16 protein-coding genes are annotated in these 15,486 nt (G+C 71.1%); 8 read left to right on the top strand and 8 right to left on the bottom strand.

The window, feature by feature from the left end; genetic code table 11:
* The 5 genes from WN71_RS42395 to thpD all read left to right on the top strand — a co-directional run.
* On the top strand, window positions 1-244 hold a 244-nt coding region (locus tag WN71_RS42395; RefSeq protein WP_206300244.1), incomplete at its 5' end, for a hypothetical protein.
* A 133-nt stretch (window positions 245-377) separates the two neighbouring features.
* On the top strand, window positions 378-908 hold the full coding sequence (gene ectA, locus WN71_RS37570; protein WP_046592145.1) for a diaminobutyrate acetyltransferase: 531 nt from the start codon (window positions 378-380) through the stop codon (window positions 906-908).
* The gene (gene ectB, locus WN71_RS37565; protein ID WP_046592144.1) at window positions 905-2,176 is read left to right on the top strand and encodes a diaminobutyrate--2-oxoglutarate transaminase; all 1,272 of its coding nucleotides are present in this window, start codon (window positions 905-907) and stop codon (window positions 2,174-2,176) included. The genes ectA and ectB overlap by 4 nt, the downstream gene beginning before the upstream one ends.
* A 91-nt stretch (window positions 2,177-2,267) precedes the next feature.
* Window positions 2,268-2,687: an ectoine synthase gene (locus WN71_RS37560; protein WP_046592143.1), complete on the top strand. Its 420-nt coding sequence runs from the start codon at window positions 2,268-2,270 to the stop codon at window positions 2,685-2,687.
* Between the two features lie 6 nt (window positions 2,688-2,693).
* Window positions 2,694-3,593, top strand: coding sequence for an ectoine hydroxylase (thpD, locus tag WN71_RS37555; protein ID WP_046592142.1), 900 nt, complete (start codon window positions 2,694-2,696; stop codon window positions 3,591-3,593).
* Window positions 3,594-3,714: 121 nt separating this feature from the next.
* On the opposite strand, the gene WN71_RS37550 is transcribed toward thpD, so the two are convergent.
* The 5 genes from WN71_RS37550 to WN71_RS37530 form a co-directional block, all read right to left on the bottom strand.
* Window positions 3,715-4,773, bottom strand: coding sequence for an aminotransferase class V-fold PLP-dependent enzyme (locus tag WN71_RS37550; protein WP_046592141.1), 1,059 nt, complete (start codon window positions 4,771-4,773; stop codon window positions 3,715-3,717).
* Window positions 4,774-4,898: 125 nt separating this feature from the next.
* Window positions 4,899-5,612, bottom strand: a complete 714-nt coding sequence (locus WN71_RS37545; RefSeq protein WP_046592147.1) for a DsbA family oxidoreductase — start codon at window positions 5,610-5,612, stop codon at window positions 4,899-4,901.
* Window positions 5,613-5,683: 71 nt separating this feature from the next.
* On the bottom strand, window positions 5,684-6,199 hold the full coding sequence (locus tag WN71_RS37540; RefSeq protein WP_206300243.1) for a GNAT family N-acetyltransferase: 516 nt from the start codon (window positions 6,197-6,199) through the stop codon (window positions 5,684-5,686).
* Between the two features lie 67 nt (window positions 6,200-6,266).
* Window positions 6,267-6,875, bottom strand: a complete 609-nt coding sequence (locus WN71_RS37535; protein WP_046592140.1) for a DUF1349 domain-containing protein — start codon at window positions 6,873-6,875, stop codon at window positions 6,267-6,269.
* A 190-nt stretch (window positions 6,876-7,065) separates the two neighbouring features.
* Entirely contained in the window at window positions 7,066-8,595 is a 1,530-nt protein-coding gene (locus WN71_RS37530) for an aldehyde dehydrogenase (NADP(+)) (protein ID WP_079178414.1), read from the bottom strand.
* Window positions 8,596-8,735: 140 nt separating this feature from the next.
* On the opposite strand from WN71_RS37530, the gene WN71_RS37525 reads away from it, so the two are divergent.
* The 3 genes from WN71_RS37525 (at window position 8,736) to WN71_RS37515 (ending at window position 11,590) form a co-directional block, all read left to right on the top strand.
* Complete coding sequence (locus WN71_RS37525; RefSeq protein ID WP_046592138.1) at window positions 8,736-9,509, top strand: IclR family transcriptional regulator; 774 nt, start codon at window positions 8,736-8,738, stop codon at window positions 9,507-9,509.
* A gap of 2 nt (window positions 9,510-9,511) precedes the next feature.
* Entirely contained in the window at window positions 9,512-9,982 is a 471-nt protein-coding gene (locus tag WN71_RS37520) for a GNAT family N-acetyltransferase (protein WP_046592137.1), read from the top strand.
* 159 nt (window positions 9,983-10,141) lie between these two features.
* Window positions 10,142-11,590 carry a peptidoglycan D,D-transpeptidase FtsI family protein gene (locus WN71_RS37515; protein WP_046592136.1) on the top strand — a complete coding sequence of 483 codons (1,449 nt, stop codon included), beginning with the start codon at window positions 10,142-10,144 and terminating at the stop codon, window positions 11,588-11,590.
* Between the two features lie 105 nt (window positions 11,591-11,695).
* On the opposite strand, the gene WN71_RS37510 is transcribed toward WN71_RS37515, so the two are convergent.
* The 3 genes from WN71_RS37510 to WN71_RS37500 all read right to left on the bottom strand — a co-directional run bounded on the left by WN71_RS37510 (window position 11,696) and on the right by WN71_RS37500 (window position 15,383).
* A complete protein-coding gene (locus WN71_RS37510; protein ID WP_046592135.1) occupies window positions 11,696-13,147 on the bottom strand; it encodes an NCS2 family permease in 1,452 nt (483 codons plus the stop codon).
* Between the two features lie 181 nt (window positions 13,148-13,328).
* Complete coding sequence (locus WN71_RS37505) at window positions 13,329-14,126, bottom strand: HAD family acid phosphatase (RefSeq protein ID WP_046592134.1); 798 nt, start codon at window positions 14,124-14,126, stop codon at window positions 13,329-13,331.
* Window positions 14,127-14,234: 108 nt separating this feature from the next.
* Entirely contained in the window at window positions 14,235-15,383 is a 1,149-nt protein-coding gene (locus WN71_RS37500) for a pectinesterase family protein (RefSeq protein ID WP_046592133.1), read from the bottom strand.
* Window positions 15,384-15,486: the final 103 nt, after the last annotated feature.

Here is a 15,486-nt window from a genome sequence, read left to right as displayed (position 1 = left end):
GCGCGGTGACGTGGCATCCGGCGGTGTCCCGCAGTATCCCGCGGTATTCGGCAGAGTTCCGCGACATTCGGCGGGAAAGTTTTCCCGGGCGAATTCCCTTGCTTCTCCCGCTTTTCTTCTGCCCGCCGATCCGCACCTCAAACGCGAAGATTTCGCGAACGTGTTGTGGCAAGTTCCGGGCGGAATCCGTGTGCGGCACATGGTTGTGACGCGTTACACAAGCCGCCCTCTATGCGGCATTTGATACGGGCATAGCGGTCGATAATTCCCGCGCCGTACCCCTTTCTCTGCGCGCCCGCGCGATAACACGGGCCGCCGGTCCAGGTAACCCCTTCCGGCCATGCATCTTTGAATTGCGATCGGTAAGTTCAATTCGCATGACCACCACCCAGACAGACCTGCACATCGACCGGCCCGTGGTGGCCGACGGGGCCGCTCTCTGGCGTATCGCAAAAGACTCCGGAACCCTGGACGTGAACTCGTCGTACAGCTATCTGCTGTGGTGCCGCGACTTCGCCGGCACCTCGGCGGTGGCGCGCCGCGAGGACGGCGAGCCCGTCGGCTTCGTGACCGGATACGTGCGGCCCGAGCGGCCGGGGACCCTGCTGGTCTGGCAGGTGGCCGTGGACGCCGCCCACCGCGGGCGGGGCCTGGCCGGACGGCTGCTGGACGGGCTCACCGCACGGGTCGCCGCCGAGCACGGCGTGACCGGGGTCGAGACCACCATCACTCCCGGCAACACCGCCTCCGAGCAGCTCTTCACCTCCTACGCCGCCCGTCATGGCGCCCGGCTGGAGCGCGCGGTGCTGTTCGAGTCCGACGACTTCCCCGACGGCCCGCACGACCCCGAAGTCCTGTACCGCATAGGCCCGTTGAACACCCCCCGCACCGAGGAGCGAACTTCGTGACCATCACCCAGCCGGATCTGAGCGTCTTCGAGACCCTGGAGTCCGAGGTGCGCAGCTACTGCCGCGGCTGGCCCGCCGTCTTCGACCGCGCACGCGGCAGCCGCATGTACGACGAGGACGGCCGCCCCTACCTGGACTTCTTCGCGGGCGCGGGATCGCTCAACTACGGCCACAACAACCCTGTCCTCAAGCGGGCGTTGGTGGACTACCTGATGCGGGACGGCGTCACCCACGGGCTCGACATGTCCACCGTGGCCAAGCGGGGCTTCCTGGAGACCTTCCAGAACCTCGTGCTGCGGCCGCGCGAACTGCCGTACAAGGTCATGTTCCCCGGGCCGACCGGCACCAACGCGGTGGAGTCGGCGCTGAAACTGGCGCGGAAGGTGAAGGGCCGCGAGGCCGTCGTGTCGTTCACCAACGCCTTCCACGGCATGTCGCTCGGCTCGCTCGCCGTGACCGGCAACGCCTTCAAGCGGGCGGGCGCGGGCATCCCGCTCGTGCACGGCACGCCGATGCCGTTCGACAACTACTTCGACGGGCAGGTGCCGGACTTCCTCTGGTTCGAGCGGCTGCTGGAGGACCAGGGCTCCGGCCTGAACAAGCCCGCGGCCGTGATCGTGGAGACCGTGCAGGGCGAGGGCGGGATCAATGTCGCCCGTGCCGCATGGCTGCGCGCGCTCGCGGAGTTGTGCGAGCGGCAGGACATGCTGCTGATCGTCGACGACATCCAGATGGGCTGCGGGCGCACCGGCGCGTTCTTCTCCTTCGAGGAGGCGGGCATCGTGCCGGACATCGTCACCGTGTCCAAGTCGATCAGCGGCTACGGACTGCCCATGTCGCTCTGCCTGTTCAGGCCCGAGCTGGACATCTGGGAGCCGGGCGAGCACAACGGCACCTTCCGCGGCAACAACCCGGCGTTCGTCACCGCGACCGCCGCCCTGGAGACCTACTGGGCCGACGGCCACGCCATGGAGAAGCAGACCAGAACCCGCGGCGAGCAGGTCGAGCAGGAGCTGATCTCCATCACCGAGGAGAACCTCGCCGACGTCAAGGAGTACCGGGGCCGCGGACTGGTGTGGGGCCTGGAGTTCCACGACAGGCGACGCGCCGAGCGGGTCACCCGGCGCGCCTTCGAACTCGGGCTGCTCGTCGAGACGTCCGGCCCGGAGAGCGAGGTGGTCAAGCTGCTGCCCGCGCTCACCGTCACCCCGGAGGAGCTGGACGAGGGGATGACGACCCTCGCGCGCGCCGTCCGCGAGACCGCCTGACCGCCTCACCGTCTGACGACCTGACCGCCTGATGACCTGACCGCTTCGTCGGGACCGACAGAACCCGCTGCCAAGGAGGCTGTGCACCACCGTGATCGTCCGATCGTTCAAGGACCTAGAAGGAACCGACCGGCATGTGAAGTCGGCGTCCGGCACCTGGGAGAGCAAGCGGATCGTCCTCGCGCGCGAGCGCGTCGGCTTCTCCGTGCACGAGACGGTCCTCTACGCCGGCACGGAGACGTCGATGTGGTACGCCCACCACGTCGAGGCCGTCGTGTGCGTCGAGGGCGCCGCCGAACTCACCGACCACGAGACCGGGAAGACCCACTCGATCACCGCCGGCACGATGTACCTCCTCGACGGGCACGAGCGGCACACGCTGCGCGTCCAGGAGGACTTCCGCTGTGTCTGCGTGTTCAACCCGCCCGTGACCGGCCGGGAGGACCACGACGAGAACGGCGTCTATCCGCTGCTCACCGAGCCCGAGCCCACCGAACCCGAGGAGGTGTGACACGTCATGACCACCGTCACCGATCTCTACCCCACGCGCGCCACCGCCGAGGTGACCGTCCCACGCCAGGACCCCGTCGTCTGGGGTGCGCCCGGCGCCCCCGGGCCCGTCTCCCCCGAGGATCTGCGGGCGTACGAGCGTGACGGCTTCCTCGCCGTCGACGAACTGCTCACGGACGAGGAAGTGGCCGTCTACCGACATGAGTTGGACCGGCTGGTCGCCGATCCGGCGGTGCGCGCCGACGAGCGCGCGGTCCTCGAACCGCGGTCCAAGGAGATCCGCTCGGTCTTCGAAGTGCACCGGATCAGCGAGGTGTTCGCCCGGCTGGTGCGTGACGAGCGGGTGGTGGGCCGGGCCCGGCAGATCCTCGGCTCGGACGTGTACGTGCACCAGTCCCGGATCAACGTGAAGCCGGGCTTCGGGGCCGGGGGCTTCTACTGGCACTCCGACTTCGAGACCTGGCACGCCGAGGACGGCCTGCCGAACATGCGGACGGTGTCCGTCTCGATCGCGCTGACCGAGAACCACGACACCAACGGCGGGCTCATGATCATGCCGGGCTCGCACCGCACGTTCCTCGGCTGCGCGGGGGCGACGCCCGAGGACAACTACAAGAAGTCGCTCCAGATGCAGGACGCGGGGACGCCGTCGGACGCGGCGCTGACCGGACTCGCGGGCGCGTACGGCATCCGGCTGTTCACCGGGAGGGCGGGGTCGGCGACCTGGTTCGACTGCAACTGCATGCACGGCTCCGGCGACAACATCACGCCGTTCCCGCGCAGCAACGTGTTCATCGTGTTCAACAGCGTGGAGAACACGGCGGTCGAACCGTTCGCGGCGCCGGTACGGCGCCCGGAGTTCATCGGCGCGCGTGACTTCACCCCGGTGGGGTCCGCGGCGGGGTGAGCGGAGCCCCGCAAGGGGCGCGGGGAACTGCGCGACCAGCCACGACGCGCCCGCACGGGGGCACCACGCGGATGGTCCGGCCGGGGGCCGGTGGGGGCTGGGCGCGCAGTTCCCCGCGCCCCTACCGGGGACCGGTCAGCGCGGTCAGGAGGCGGTCGACGTCGGCCGGGGTGTTGTACAGGTGGAACGACGCCCGTAGATTGCCCGCGCGGTTCGAGACCTCGATGCCCGCCCGGCTCAACTCGCCCTGCCGGTGCCCGAGTCCGGGTACGGAGACGATCGCCGAGCCCGGCGCGGGCAGCGGCTCGTGATCCAGTGCCGCAAGACCGGCGCGGAACCGCTCGGCGAGCGCGAGGTCGTGCGCGTGCACGGCGTCCACACCGAGCTCCTCGATCAGCGCGAGCGAGTGCCGCACCCCGGCGTAGGTGAACAGGGCGGGGCTCACGTCGAACCGGCGCGCGGAGTGGGCGAGTTCCTGCACGGGCCCGTAACAGCTGTTCCAGGGCTCCTCCGCGGCGACCCAGCCCGCGAGCAGCGGGGTGAGTCCGCCGAAGTCCTCGGGGACCACGAGGAAGGCCGCGCCGTGCGGGCCGAGCAGCCACTTGAAGGTGGTGCAGACGGTGAAGTCGTAGGCGTCGGCTTCGACCGGGAGCCACCCCGCCGCCTGCGAGAAGTCGACGTAGGTGCGCGCGCCGTGGGTACGGGCGGCCTCGCGCAGCGCGGGCAGGTCGGCGATCCGCCCGTCGGCGGACTGCGCGGCGCTGACCGCGACGAGCGCGGTGCCGGGCCGTACGGACTCCGCGAGCCGCTCCAGCGGTACGGCGCGGACCTTGAGGTCGCCGCGGACGTGGAACGGGTTGAGCACGGAGGTGAAGTCGTCCTCGGCGGTGAGGACTTCGGCCCCCGGGGGCAGTGCGGTCGCGACCAGCGCGGTCTGCGCGGCGACGGACGGGCCGGCCGCGACCCGGGCGGCCGGTACCCCGGCCAGCCGGGCGAAGGCGGCGCGGGACTGCTCGACGTCCTCGAACAGGGAGTCGATGGGCCTGCCCGCCGCCCGCAGGGCCACCGCCTCGTGCAGCGCGGTGACGGTCCGGGCCGGGAGCAGGCCGCTGCTCGCCGTGTTCAGGAAGGTCTTCTCCGGGGTGAACTCGGCGCGGACGAGGCTCTCGAAGGTCTCCATGGCACCACTGTGCGGCCCGGTGGACTCCCCGTCCATTGCCGATTTCTGCGTGACTTTCCCAAGAAACGCTTATGTATGGCCGCTGACCTGCCCTTTCGCGGCGGCCCGGTCGGGCGCGCCCGCGCTCAGGTCTGCGGGACCGCGCAGCCGTCCGGGCCGCAGGCCCCGGCGCCGCCGTCGTCGATCAGGGTCAGCCCGGAGCGCTCCCCCCACGCCTGGGTGAGCGCCTGGGTGAAGACCTCGGCGGGCTGGGCGCCGGAGACGCCGTACGTCCGGTCGAGGACGAAGAAGGGCACGCCGTTGGCGCCGAGCTCGGCGGCCTCGCGCTCGTCGGCGCGCACGGCGTCGGCGTGGGCGGTGGGGTCGGCGAGCACCGCGCGGGCCGCGTCGGCGTCGAGGCCCGCGGCGACGGCCAGCTCCACGAGGCGCTCGTCGTCGCCGAAGACCGACCGTTCCTCGGCGAAGTTCGCCCGGTACAGGATCTGGATCAGCTCGTCCTGCCGGCCCTGCTCCTTGGCGAAGTGCAGCAGCCGGTGCATGTCGAAGGTGTTGCCGTGGTCACGGTCGCGGGTGCGGTAGTCCAGGCCTTCGGCGGCGGCCTGCCGGCCGAGGTTCTCCTCGCCGGCCTGCGCCTGCGCCTCGCTCATGCCGTACTTCTTCGTGAGCATCGCGAGCACGGGCTGTGTGTCGCCCTTGGCGCGGCCGGGGTCCAGCTCGAAGGAGCGGTGCACCACCTCGACGGCGTCGCGGTGCGGGAAGGCCGCCAGCGCCTTGTCGAAGCGGGCCTTGCCCACGTAGCACCAGGGGCATGCGATGTCCGACCAGATTTCGACGCGCACGTTCTCGGCTTTCCGGATCACAGGTGCGGAGACCGTCTCCGCCGGGTGGGTGAACGTTCAAGCAGCGCCGTTCATTCCCCCCGCTCCCCGCCGGGCACGGTGAAGCGCAGGAACAGGTGGTGGTCCCCGTCCGCGGGCGGGTTGTCCGGGTCCGGGACCCAGCCGAGCCGGGCGTAGAACGCCTGGGCGCGGACGTTGTCCACGTGCACGTCGAGGACGGCGGTGCGGCGGGCGTCGGCCTGCCACTCCTCCACACAGGCCTGGTGCAGCGCCGTGCCGACGCCCCCGCGCCAGTGTTCCGGGTCGACGTGGAACTGGAACAGCTTGACGGTGTCGGCGGGCCCGTCCGGCGGGGTGCGGAAGGAGGCGAGGCCGATCATCCGGCCGCCCTCGACCAGGCACAGCACATGCCCGTCGGGGCGCGCGATCGCCTCCCGCCAGCGGACGAGCCAGTCGGCGCCGTCGTCGGGCACCCCGTCCGGGTAGTAGGTCGCGCGGGCCCGCTGGTGCAGCGCGGTGACGGTCTCGGCCTCGGCGGGCAGGGCGGTGCGGATCACCCGGCCGCCGGTGACACGGTCGTGAATCATGCACCGGAGGACGACGGGGCGGCGCGTGCGGTTCCGGATCGGGCCGGACACCGCCCGGTCGGGCGGGTCAGCTGCCGTCCCGCAGGTCCGCGGGCCAGCTGGGGCGGTAGGCGATGTGGTCGTACGTCACCACGCAGCCCTCGCCCAGCGGCGACTGGGTCAGGAAGCCGACGAGCGCGGCGTCGGTCTCCTTCTCGCCGCCCAGGGTGAACAGCCGGACGAAGGTCCAGCGTTCGCCGTCGCGGGAGGCGTGGAAGGCGAAGGCGCGGCCGGTGCGGCTGATCCGCAGCCAGACCGAACTGCCGGGCACGGTGAAGGCGTTGGCGTCGTCGGAGTGGCCCCGGGTGACCACCGTGCAGACGGTGGCGATGTCCGGGGAGTACTCCAGGCACAGTTTGGCCCAGGCCCGGTCGCCGACATGGACGTACAACACCCCGGCGTCGAAGGCGGAGTTGAAGCCGACGGTGACCCGGGCGATCAGCTGGAAGTCGCCCTCGGGGGCGCCCAGCAGGCGGGGCGCGTCACCGGCCGGGTCGAGCGCCTCGCCGGTGGGCGGCACGAAGCGGTCCTGGCGGGGGCCGGCCCAGCCGGTCAGCACGCCGTCCTCGTACGACCAGTGGCCGTCGGGGCCGTAGGTGCGCAGCGGAAAGGGAAGTTCGGAGAGTTCCACGTCCATCGCCCGATTGTCCCCCGGGTAAGCCCCCTGCACGGGGGTTTGTCGCGCAGTTCCCTGCGGGTGCGCGGGGGTTGCTCGCGCAGTTCCCCGCGCCCCTTACGGGGCACGGCTGTCCGAGCGCCCCCGCAGGGGCGCGGGGAACTGCGCGACCAGCCACGACGCACCCGCACGGGACAGGCGCACGGACGGCCTACCTCTCCAGCACCCCGTCGTACCGCCGAGGCAGCCCCAGCGGATTGTCGTCGCGGAGTTCCGGCGGCAGCAGCGCCGCGGGGGCGTTCTGGTAGGCGACCGGGCGCAGCCACCGCTCGATGGCCGTACCGCCGACGGAGGTGGAGGTGGAGGTGGTCGCCGGGTAGGGACCGCCGTGGTGCTGGGCCGGGGCGACGGCGACGCCGGTCGGCCAGCCGTTGACCAGGACGCGGCCCGCGAGCGGCGTGAGTTCCGCGAGGATCTCCGCGCCGCGGCCCTCGCCCGCCGCCTCCCGCTCCGAGAGGTGCACGGTCGCGGTGAGGTTGCCGGGCAGCCGGGACAGCACGCCGGTGGCCTCGCCGTCGTCGTCGTAGCGGGCGACGACGGTGACCGGGCCGAAGCACTCCTCCAGCAGCAGGTCGTACGCCCCCTCGGCGGTCAGGCTGCTCGCCGGGACGGTGAGGAAACCCGGGGTGACGGTGTGTTCGCCGTCCGCGCCGGGGGTGACGGGGGCCTGGACGCCGGGCAGCGCGGCCCGCTCGGCGACACCCGCGACGAAGTTGTCGCGCATCCGGTGGTCCAGCAGCACGCCGGCCGCCGTACCGCCCACCGCGTCGGTGAGCGACTTGACCAGGCCGTCGCCCGCCGCGCCGGACGGCACGAGCACCAGGCCGGGCTTCACGCAGAACTGCCCGACGCCGAGCGTCATGGACCCGGCGAGTCCGGCGCCGATCGCCTCGGCCCGCTCGGCCGCGGCGGCCTCGGTGATCACGACGGGGTTGAGCGAGCCCAGTTCGCCGTGGAAGGGGATCGGCACCGGGCGGGCGGCCGCGGCGTCGAAGAGGGCGCGGCCCCCGCGCACCGATCCGGTGAAGCCGGCGGCGGCGACCAGCGGGTGCTTGATCAGCTCTACGCCGGCCTCGAAGCCGTGCACCAGGCCGAGCACGGCCTCGGGGATGCCGTGTTCGGCGGCCGCGGCCCGCAGTTCGGAGGCGACCAGCTCGGACAGGGCCGGGTGGTCGGGGTGGGCCTTGACCACGACCGGGTTGCCGGCTGCCAGCGCGCTCGCGGTGTCGCCGCCGGCGACGGAGAAGGCGAAGGGGAAGTTGGAGGCCGAGTAGACGGCGACCACGCCGAGCGGGACCTTGTACCGGCGCAGGTCCGGGACCGGCGGGGCGGCGGTGTCGTCGGGGTGGTTGATGATCACGTCGAGGAAGGCGCCCTCCTCGACGATGCCCGCGAAGGCCCGCAGCTGGTAGCAGGTGCGGGCGAGTTCGCCGGTGAGGCGGGGCGTGCCGAGCGCGCTCTCCGCGTCGGCGGTCTCGATCAGACGGTCCGCGGCGGCCGCCAGCCGGTCGGCCGCGGTGCGCAGGAACGCGGCGCGCACGGCGCGGTCGGCGAGCGAGCGGCGGACGGCGTGCGCGGCGCGGACGGCGGTGTCCACGTCCTGCGCCGTGGCCTCCACCCCGGCCTGTTCCCGCTGCTTCCCGGTCCGTGGGTCGACGCTCCAGACTGGTGCTGCTGCCACCGCGGGTCCCTCCAAGCAATGCCGCAATTTCCGGGTCGATCACCATCCGCGTTCGATATACTGAACGCCGTCTCTGATGATGAATACGTTGCTCGGAGACTATATATCGGGGTTCTCGTCGAACGAAGGGGTGGACGGCGATGTCGGCAGTCGAGACAGGCGGCGGGGCGCAGGTCAAGTCCGCGGTGCGCACGGTCGAGTTGCTCGAGTACTTCGCCGGACGGCCCGGTATGCACTCGCTCGCGGCCGTCCAGGAGGCCGTCGGCTATCCCAAGTCCAGCCTGTACATGCTGCTGCGCACGCTCGTGGAGCTGGGCTGGGTGGAGACGGACGCGACCGGCACCCGGTACGGCATCGGCGTGCGGGCGCTGCTGGTCGGCACCTCCTACATCGACGGGGACGAGGTCGTCGCGGCGGCCCGCCCGACCCTGGACCGGCTCTCCGACGACACCACGGAGACCATCCACCTGGCCCGCCTCGACGGCACCAACGTCGTCTATCTCGCCACCCGCCAGTCGCAGCACTACCTGCGCCCCTTCACCCGGGTCGGCCGCCGGCTGCCCGCCCACTCGACCTCGCTGGGCAAGGCCCTGCTGGCCACCCACACCGACGAGCAGGTGCGCAAGCTGCTGCCCGAGACGCTGCCCGCGCTGACCGAGCACACCCTCACCGACCGCGAGAAGCTCATCGAGGAACTGCATCAGGTGCGCGAGCAGGGGTTCGCGGTCGACCGGGAGGAGAACACGCTCGGGTTGCGCTGTTTCGGCGTCGCGATCCCGTACCGTACTCCCGCGCGCGACGCGATCAGCTGCTCCGTGCCGGTGGCCCGGCTGACCCCGGCCCACGAGCAGATGATCAAGGACGCGCTGTTCGACGCCCGCGATCGGCTGACCCTCGCCACCCGGAGGCTGTGACCATGGAGGTCGTACTCCGCCCGGTCCACGACAGCGACCTGCCCGTGTTCTTCCGGCTGCTCAACGATCCGGAGGCGCTGCGGATGGCCGCCTTCACCCCACCCGACCCGGCCGACCGCGCCGCGTTCGACACGCACTGGAAGAAGGTCCTCGCCTCGACCGCCGTGACCCGCACGGTGCTCGGCGACGGCGACGTGATCGGCAACGCCGCGGTGTACGGCGAGCCGGGCGAGCGCGAGGTGACGTACTGGATCGACCGCGCGTACTGGGGCCGGGGGCTGGCCACGGCGGCGCTGCGCGCGCTGATCACCGAGGTGCCCGAGCGCCCCCTGTACGCCCGCGCGGCGGCCGACAACGCGGGCTCGCTGCGCGTGCTCGGCAAGTGCGGCTTCCGGGTGACCGCCCGGGCGCGCGGGTTCGCGCAGGCCCGCGGCGCGGAGATCGAAGAGCTCGTGCTGACCCTCGACGCCTGAGCGGCGAGGAGGTCGTACGGCCTCGGCGTGCGAGCGGCGCCGGTGCCCGGCGCCCGGCCGCCCGCCGCTCATGAGATCCGCGTGACCGCCATGAGAGGGCGATGAGAAAGCGGGCGGACGGGAACGATTCCCGCCATCCCGCTCGTCTTCCCCATCGGCATGAACAAGACGATCAGGCGGGCCGCCGTCTTCTCGCTGCTGCTCGTGTTCGCCCTGCTGATCAGGGCGACATGGGTGCAGTTCTACGACGGCACCGCGCTCGCGGACGACAAGGACAACCGGCGCAACGTCATCACGACGTACTCACAGCCGCTCGGGAACATCATCGTGGGCGGCCGGGCGATCACCGGCTCGGCGCGCACCTCGGGATCGGACCTGGCGTACAAGCGCACGTACACCGACGGCTCGCTGTACGCGGCGGTGACCGGCTACGCCTCCCAGAGCTATGCCTCGACCCAGCTGGAGGGCATCTACCAGGACCTGCTGAACGGCACGGACAGCCGGCTGAAGACGGCCATGGACACCGTCACCGGCAAACGGGCCGATCCGGGTGACGTGGTCACGACCATCGACCCGGCGGTGCAGAAGGCGGCCTACGCGGCCCTCGGCGACAAGAAGGGCGCGGCCGTCGCGATCGACCCGAAGACCGGCAAGATCCTCGCCGTCGTCTCGACGCCGTCGTACGACCCCTCCTCGCTGACCGACGCCGACACCGCGGGCTCGGCCTGGAAGAAGCTCAACGCCGACTCCGACAAGCCGCTGACCAACCGGGCGCTGCGCCAGCCGCTGCCGCCCGGGTCGACCTTCAAGCTGGTCGTCGCGGCCGCCGCGCTGGAGGACGGGCTGTACACGTCGGTGGACGAGCACACGAAGAGCCCGGACCCGTACACCCTGCCGGGCACCACGCGGGTCCTCGCCAACGAGAACACGTCCGCGCCCTGCAAGAACGCCTCCATCCGCACGGCGCTGCGCTACTCGTGCAACACCGTCTTCGCGAAGATGGCGGTCGACCTCGGCCAGGACAAGGTGCGCGCCATGGCCGACAAGTTCGGCTTCGACAACAGTTCGCAGGACACCCCCGTGCGGGCCTACACCAGCGTCTATCCGAAGAACATGGACAAGGCGCAGACCGGCCTGTCGGGCATCGGCCAGTTCGACGTGACGGCGACCCCGCTCCAGATGGCGATGGTGTCGGCGGCGATCGAGAACGACGGGGAGATGGTCAGCCCGCACATGGTGTCCCAGGTCACCGACAGCGGCGGTGACGTGCTGAAGGACTACGACGACAGCGCGACGACCACCCGGATCGTCAGCTCGGGCACCGCGAAGCAGCTGCGTTCCGCGATGCAGACCGTGGTCGAACAGGGCACCGGCACCAACGCGCGGATCGACGGGGTGACCGTCGGCGGCAAGACGGGCACCGCCCAGCACGGCGAGAACAACAGCGAGTCGCCGTACGCCTGGTTCACGTCCTACGGGGAGTCCGGCGGCAAGTCGGTCGCGGTCGCGGTGGTGGTCGAGCAGTCCGACGCGGCCCGCTCCGAGGTCAGCGGCAACGGGCTGGCGGCGCCGGTGGCCAGGGCGATGATGAAGGCGGCGCTGAAGTAGCGGGCGGGCGGCCTCGACGCGCGCCCGCGCGGCCGGGAGCCGCGACGCGCACGACCGGTCCCGGGCGGACCCGGGACCGGTCGTCACGTCAGCGGTACGGCCGGATCACTTCACGCCGAGGAGCTGCTCCACCGGGTCGATCGCGAAGTACACGAGGAACAGCGCGGAGACCGCCCACAGCAGCCAGTTGACCTCCTTGGCCTTGCCGAGCACCGCCTTGATGACGACGTACGACAGGAAGCCCGCGCCGATGCCGTCGGTGATGGAGTAGGTGAACGGCATCACGGCGATGGTGAGGAACGCCGGGATGGCGATCTCGTAGCGGTCCCAGTCGATGTGCTTGACGTGGGTCATCATCAGGAAGCCGACCGCGATCAGCGCGGGCGCCGCGGCCTGGAGCGGGACGATGGTCAGCAGCGGGCTGAGGAACAGCGCCAGACCGAACAGGCCGCCGGTGATCAGGTTGGCGAAGCCGGTGCGGGCGCCCTCGCCGACACCGGCCGCGGACTCCACGTAGGCGGTGTTGGAGGAGGCGGAGCCGATGCCGCCGGCCAGGGCGGCGGCGCCGTCGATGAACAGCACGCGCCCGATGCCGGGGACCTGGCCCTCCTCGTCGAGGAGACCGGCCTCGGCGCTGATGCCGACGATCGTGCCCATCGCGTCGAAGAAGTCCGACAGCACGAGGGTGAACACCAGCAGGATCGCGGTGAGCACGCCCGCCTTGCCGAAGCCGCCGAACAGGCTGAAGTGGCCGATCAGCCCGAAGTCGGGGGTGTCGACGATCTTGTCCGGCACCTTCGGGGTGGTCAGGCCCCAGCTCTTGATGTCGGCGATCGAGTTGATGATCATCGCCACCACGGTCATGGAGATGATGCTGATCAGGATGGCGCCCTTCACCTTGCGGGCGACCAGGGCGATGGTGAGCAGCACGCCGAGACAGAACACCAGCACCGGCCAGCCGGTCAGCCGCCCGACGGCGCCGAGCTGCACGGGCACCGTGGTCTCCGCGACGTCCGGGATACGGCTGACGAAGCCGGAGTCGACGAGGCCGATGAACGCGATGAACAGACCGATGCCGACGCCGATCGCCTGCTTCAGCTGCTGCGGGATGGCGTTCATGATCGCCTCGCGCAGTCCGGTGACCACCAGGACGCAGATCAGGAAGCCTTCGAGGACGACGAGGCCCATCGCGTCGGACCAGCTCATCAGCGGGGCGAGCTGGAAGGCGACGACCGCGTTCAGGCCGAGGCCGGCGGCGATGGCCAGCGGCAGATTGCCGCCGACGCCCATGATGACGGTCATCACGCAGGCCACCAGCGCCGTGGCGGTGACCAGTTGGCCGGTGTCGAGGGTGTGGCCGAACTTGTCCTTGGCGCTGCCGAGGATGATCGGGTTGAGCACGAGGATGTAGGCCATGGTGAAGAACGTGGCGAATCCACCGCGTATCTCCCGGCCGAAACTGGACCCTCGTTCGGATATCTTGAAGAACCGGTCGACACCGTTCGCCGCGGGTGGCGCGGCACTTGACGGGTCGGCCACCTGCTGTGTCTCGGACATGGCGGTGCTCCTCGGGCTGCTGATCGGCTGCGGATGCTGGCTGGATTGTTCCCCTGCCGAAGCCGTTTCAGGTTTTCGCCGTGTTACGGAATCGACGCTCTTCGGCCGACCCCGGCACCGGGAAGCGGCGAGCGCCCCGCCGGTGACGACCGTTGGGGCGCTCGCGCCTGACGCGGGAGGATCAGCTGACGAAGTACGTCGGGTTCGGCAGCTTGTAGGTGCGGTCGGCGTAGCCGCCGTCGAGGTCCGAGTACTGGTCGCCGAAGTTGGCGATGATGTCGTACCCGAGGTCGCTCTCGATGTGCTTGCGGGTGCCGCCCTTGTACTGCACGGTCGTGCAGGTCCAGGCGCCCGGCGTGGCGCAGGCGCTCAGGTAGGACGGCGGGTTGGCCGTGTTCTTGAGGAACATGTGGTCGGCGTCGAGGTTCACGTCGGCGCCGATCTTCTTCAGGTTCTCGACCGCGGCGGTGCGCTGCGCCTCGCTGAGGCCGGAGTTGTAGAAGACCTCCACGCCCTTCTTGGCCGCGTACTGCACGAGTTCGGCGCTGCCGAAGACGCCCGGACGGCTCGCCTGGTTCACGTACGCGGCCCAGGTCGCCGAGTTGTACGTGTAGTTGTAGCGCTTCTCGTAGTCCAGGCTGAGCAGCAGGGTGTCGTCGATGTCGAAGACGACGGCCGGCTTCTTGTGCTGGTGCTTCGCCGTGCGGGCGGCACGGTCGATGTAGTCGCGGGCCTGGGCGTCGATGCGCGCCAGGTCCTTGGCGTAGGGGCTGGTCGACGACGCCTGGTAGACACCGTTCGCGTCCAGCGCGGTGCCGTAGTAGGTGTCGATGTCCTTCACCAGGAGGCCGATGTTGTACGGCTCGTGGGTGGAGTTGGCCGTGGACTGTCCGGCCGTGGCCGCACCGGCGCCGTAGAGGGCGGCGCCGGTGACGACGCACGCCGCGGCGATCGCCGCGATACGCGATGTCTTATGCATGACAGATTTTCTACGCGCGTCACCCCACCCGGCGCGAGCGCCGTTGCCCGATCGAGACCTGCGAGTTGGGCAAAAAGCGGGTCAAGGCGCGGATTGGCTGATTCCGCATCACTCCGCCGCACGCGCCGGATGCCGGGCCGAACCGTCCCGCCAGGGCGCCCAGTCGCCGAACCAGGCCGTACGCGTCGCCGATCGTGCTTCCTCCGCGGTGAGTTGGGGTCGATTCTCGGGCACGGTCACCACGGCGCCTGGCCCGTTGTCGTGGTACTCGGCGAACCGCTGCTGCTGCCAGGGGTGTTCGGCGGACATGTCGGTGTACGGCGCGACCGCGTCGATGCCGGGTCCCAGCCAGGTGTCGCGCACGGTGAGCATGGGGCGGGCGGTGGGATCGGAGCTGGGCACCCAGGGCCGCGCCACCTTGTAGAAGGCGTCCGGGGCCTGGCTCGTGACGCGGCCGCGGGTCACCAGGAAGCCGTACGGGTTCGCCACGGCCGTGGAGGGCGCGAAGACGAAACCGTAGGGCGCGCCGGACAGATCCGTCCGGTCCAGGGTGCGGAAACGGCAGCGCTCGAACACCGCCGTCGCGCGGCCGAAGACGAAGTCGACGTCGCCCTCGATCTCGCAGTGGGCGTAGTACTGGCGGGCGAAGACGCCGAGGGCGAGCGAGTCGGCGTAGAGGGTGTCCTGGTGGCCCAGGAAGCGGCAGTGCGTGAAGGCGCCGCGGTCGCCCTGCGTCTTCAGGGCGACCGCCTGCGTCCCGGTGACGCCGGGGTGGTCGGCGCGCAGCCAGTCGTTGGCGAAGGTGATCCAGCGGGCGGTGAACCCGTCGGCCTGCACGGTGGTGGTGGCGGAGCCGCTGGTGCCGTAGGTGCCGCCCTCGGGGCGCGGCGTGCCGCCCGCGCGGTCGAAGACGATCACCACGTCCCGGGGGTTCTCCGAGGCGCCGATCCAGGTCGCCTCGGTGCGGGTGGCGTCGAGGACGACCGGTTCCCGGTAGGTGCCGGGCGCGAGGACCAGGGTGCGGCCGCTGCCGGTCGCGGCGGTGACGGCGTCCTGCACGGAGCTGAAGTCGCCCCGGCCGTACGGGTCGACGTAGAGGGTGCCCGGGGTGAGGCGGGCGGCGGGGGTGCCGTAGCGGCCGAACGGCGCGCGGCCGGTGGCGGCCCGCGCGACCCGGGGCGCGAGGGCGAGCGCGGCGGCCGCCGCGAGCACACCTCTGCGGGACCAGGGACGCGGAAGAGGCGGGGGTAAGGGCATGGCGGGGCTCCTCGGGGGCGTGGCGGCAGTGAAGTGGGGCCGTGGTGACACGAGATGAGGGCGGACGCGGGGTGGGCGGTGGGTGCGGGCACGGGGTGGGAGG

The organism is Streptomyces mangrovisoli (assembly GCF_000974985.2).
Lineage (GTDB): Bacteria > Actinomycetota > Actinomycetes > Streptomycetales > Streptomycetaceae > Streptomyces > Streptomyces mangrovisoli.
The sequence above is the reverse complement of the archived record's forward strand: the minus strand, read 5'-3'. Positions and strand labels throughout refer to the sequence as shown.

Excerpts from the sequence above, each read along its gene's own strand:
- ectA (WP_046592145.1), top strand. The coding sequence starts at position 378 with ATGACCACCACCCAGACAGACCTGCACATCGACCGGCCCGTGGTGGCC.
- thpD (WP_046592142.1), top strand. The coding sequence starts at position 2,694 with ATGACCACCGTCACCGATCTCTACCCCACGCGCGCCACCGCCGAGGTG.
- WN71_RS37550 (WP_046592141.1), bottom strand. The coding sequence starts at position 4,773 with ATGGAGACCTTCGAGAGCCTCGTCCGCGCCGAGTTCACCCCGGAGAAG.
- WN71_RS37540 (WP_206300243.1), bottom strand. The coding sequence starts at position 6,199 with ATGATTCACGACCGTGTCACCGGCGGCCGGGTGATCCGCACCGCCCTG.
- WN71_RS37535 (WP_046592140.1), bottom strand. The coding sequence starts at position 6,875 with ATGGACGTGGAACTCTCCGAACTTCCCTTTCCGCTGCGCACCTACGGC.
- WN71_RS37525 (WP_046592138.1), top strand. The coding sequence starts at position 8,736 with ATGTCGGCAGTCGAGACAGGCGGCGGGGCGCAGGTCAAGTCCGCGGTG.
- WN71_RS37520 (WP_046592137.1), top strand. The coding sequence starts at position 9,512 with ATGGAGGTCGTACTCCGCCCGGTCCACGACAGCGACCTGCCCGTGTTC.
- WN71_RS37515 (WP_046592136.1), top strand. The coding sequence starts at position 10,142 with ATGAACAAGACGATCAGGCGGGCCGCCGTCTTCTCGCTGCTGCTCGTG.
- WN71_RS37510 (WP_046592135.1), bottom strand. The coding sequence starts at position 13,147 with ATGTCCGAGACACAGCAGGTGGCCGACCCGTCAAGTGCCGCGCCACCC.
- WN71_RS37505 (WP_046592134.1), bottom strand. The coding sequence starts at position 14,126 with ATGCATAAGACATCGCGTATCGCGGCGATCGCCGCGGCGTGCGTCGTC.
- WN71_RS37500 (WP_046592133.1), bottom strand. The coding sequence starts at position 15,383 with ATGCCCTTACCCCCGCCTCTTCCGCGTCCCTGGTCCCGCAGAGGTGTG.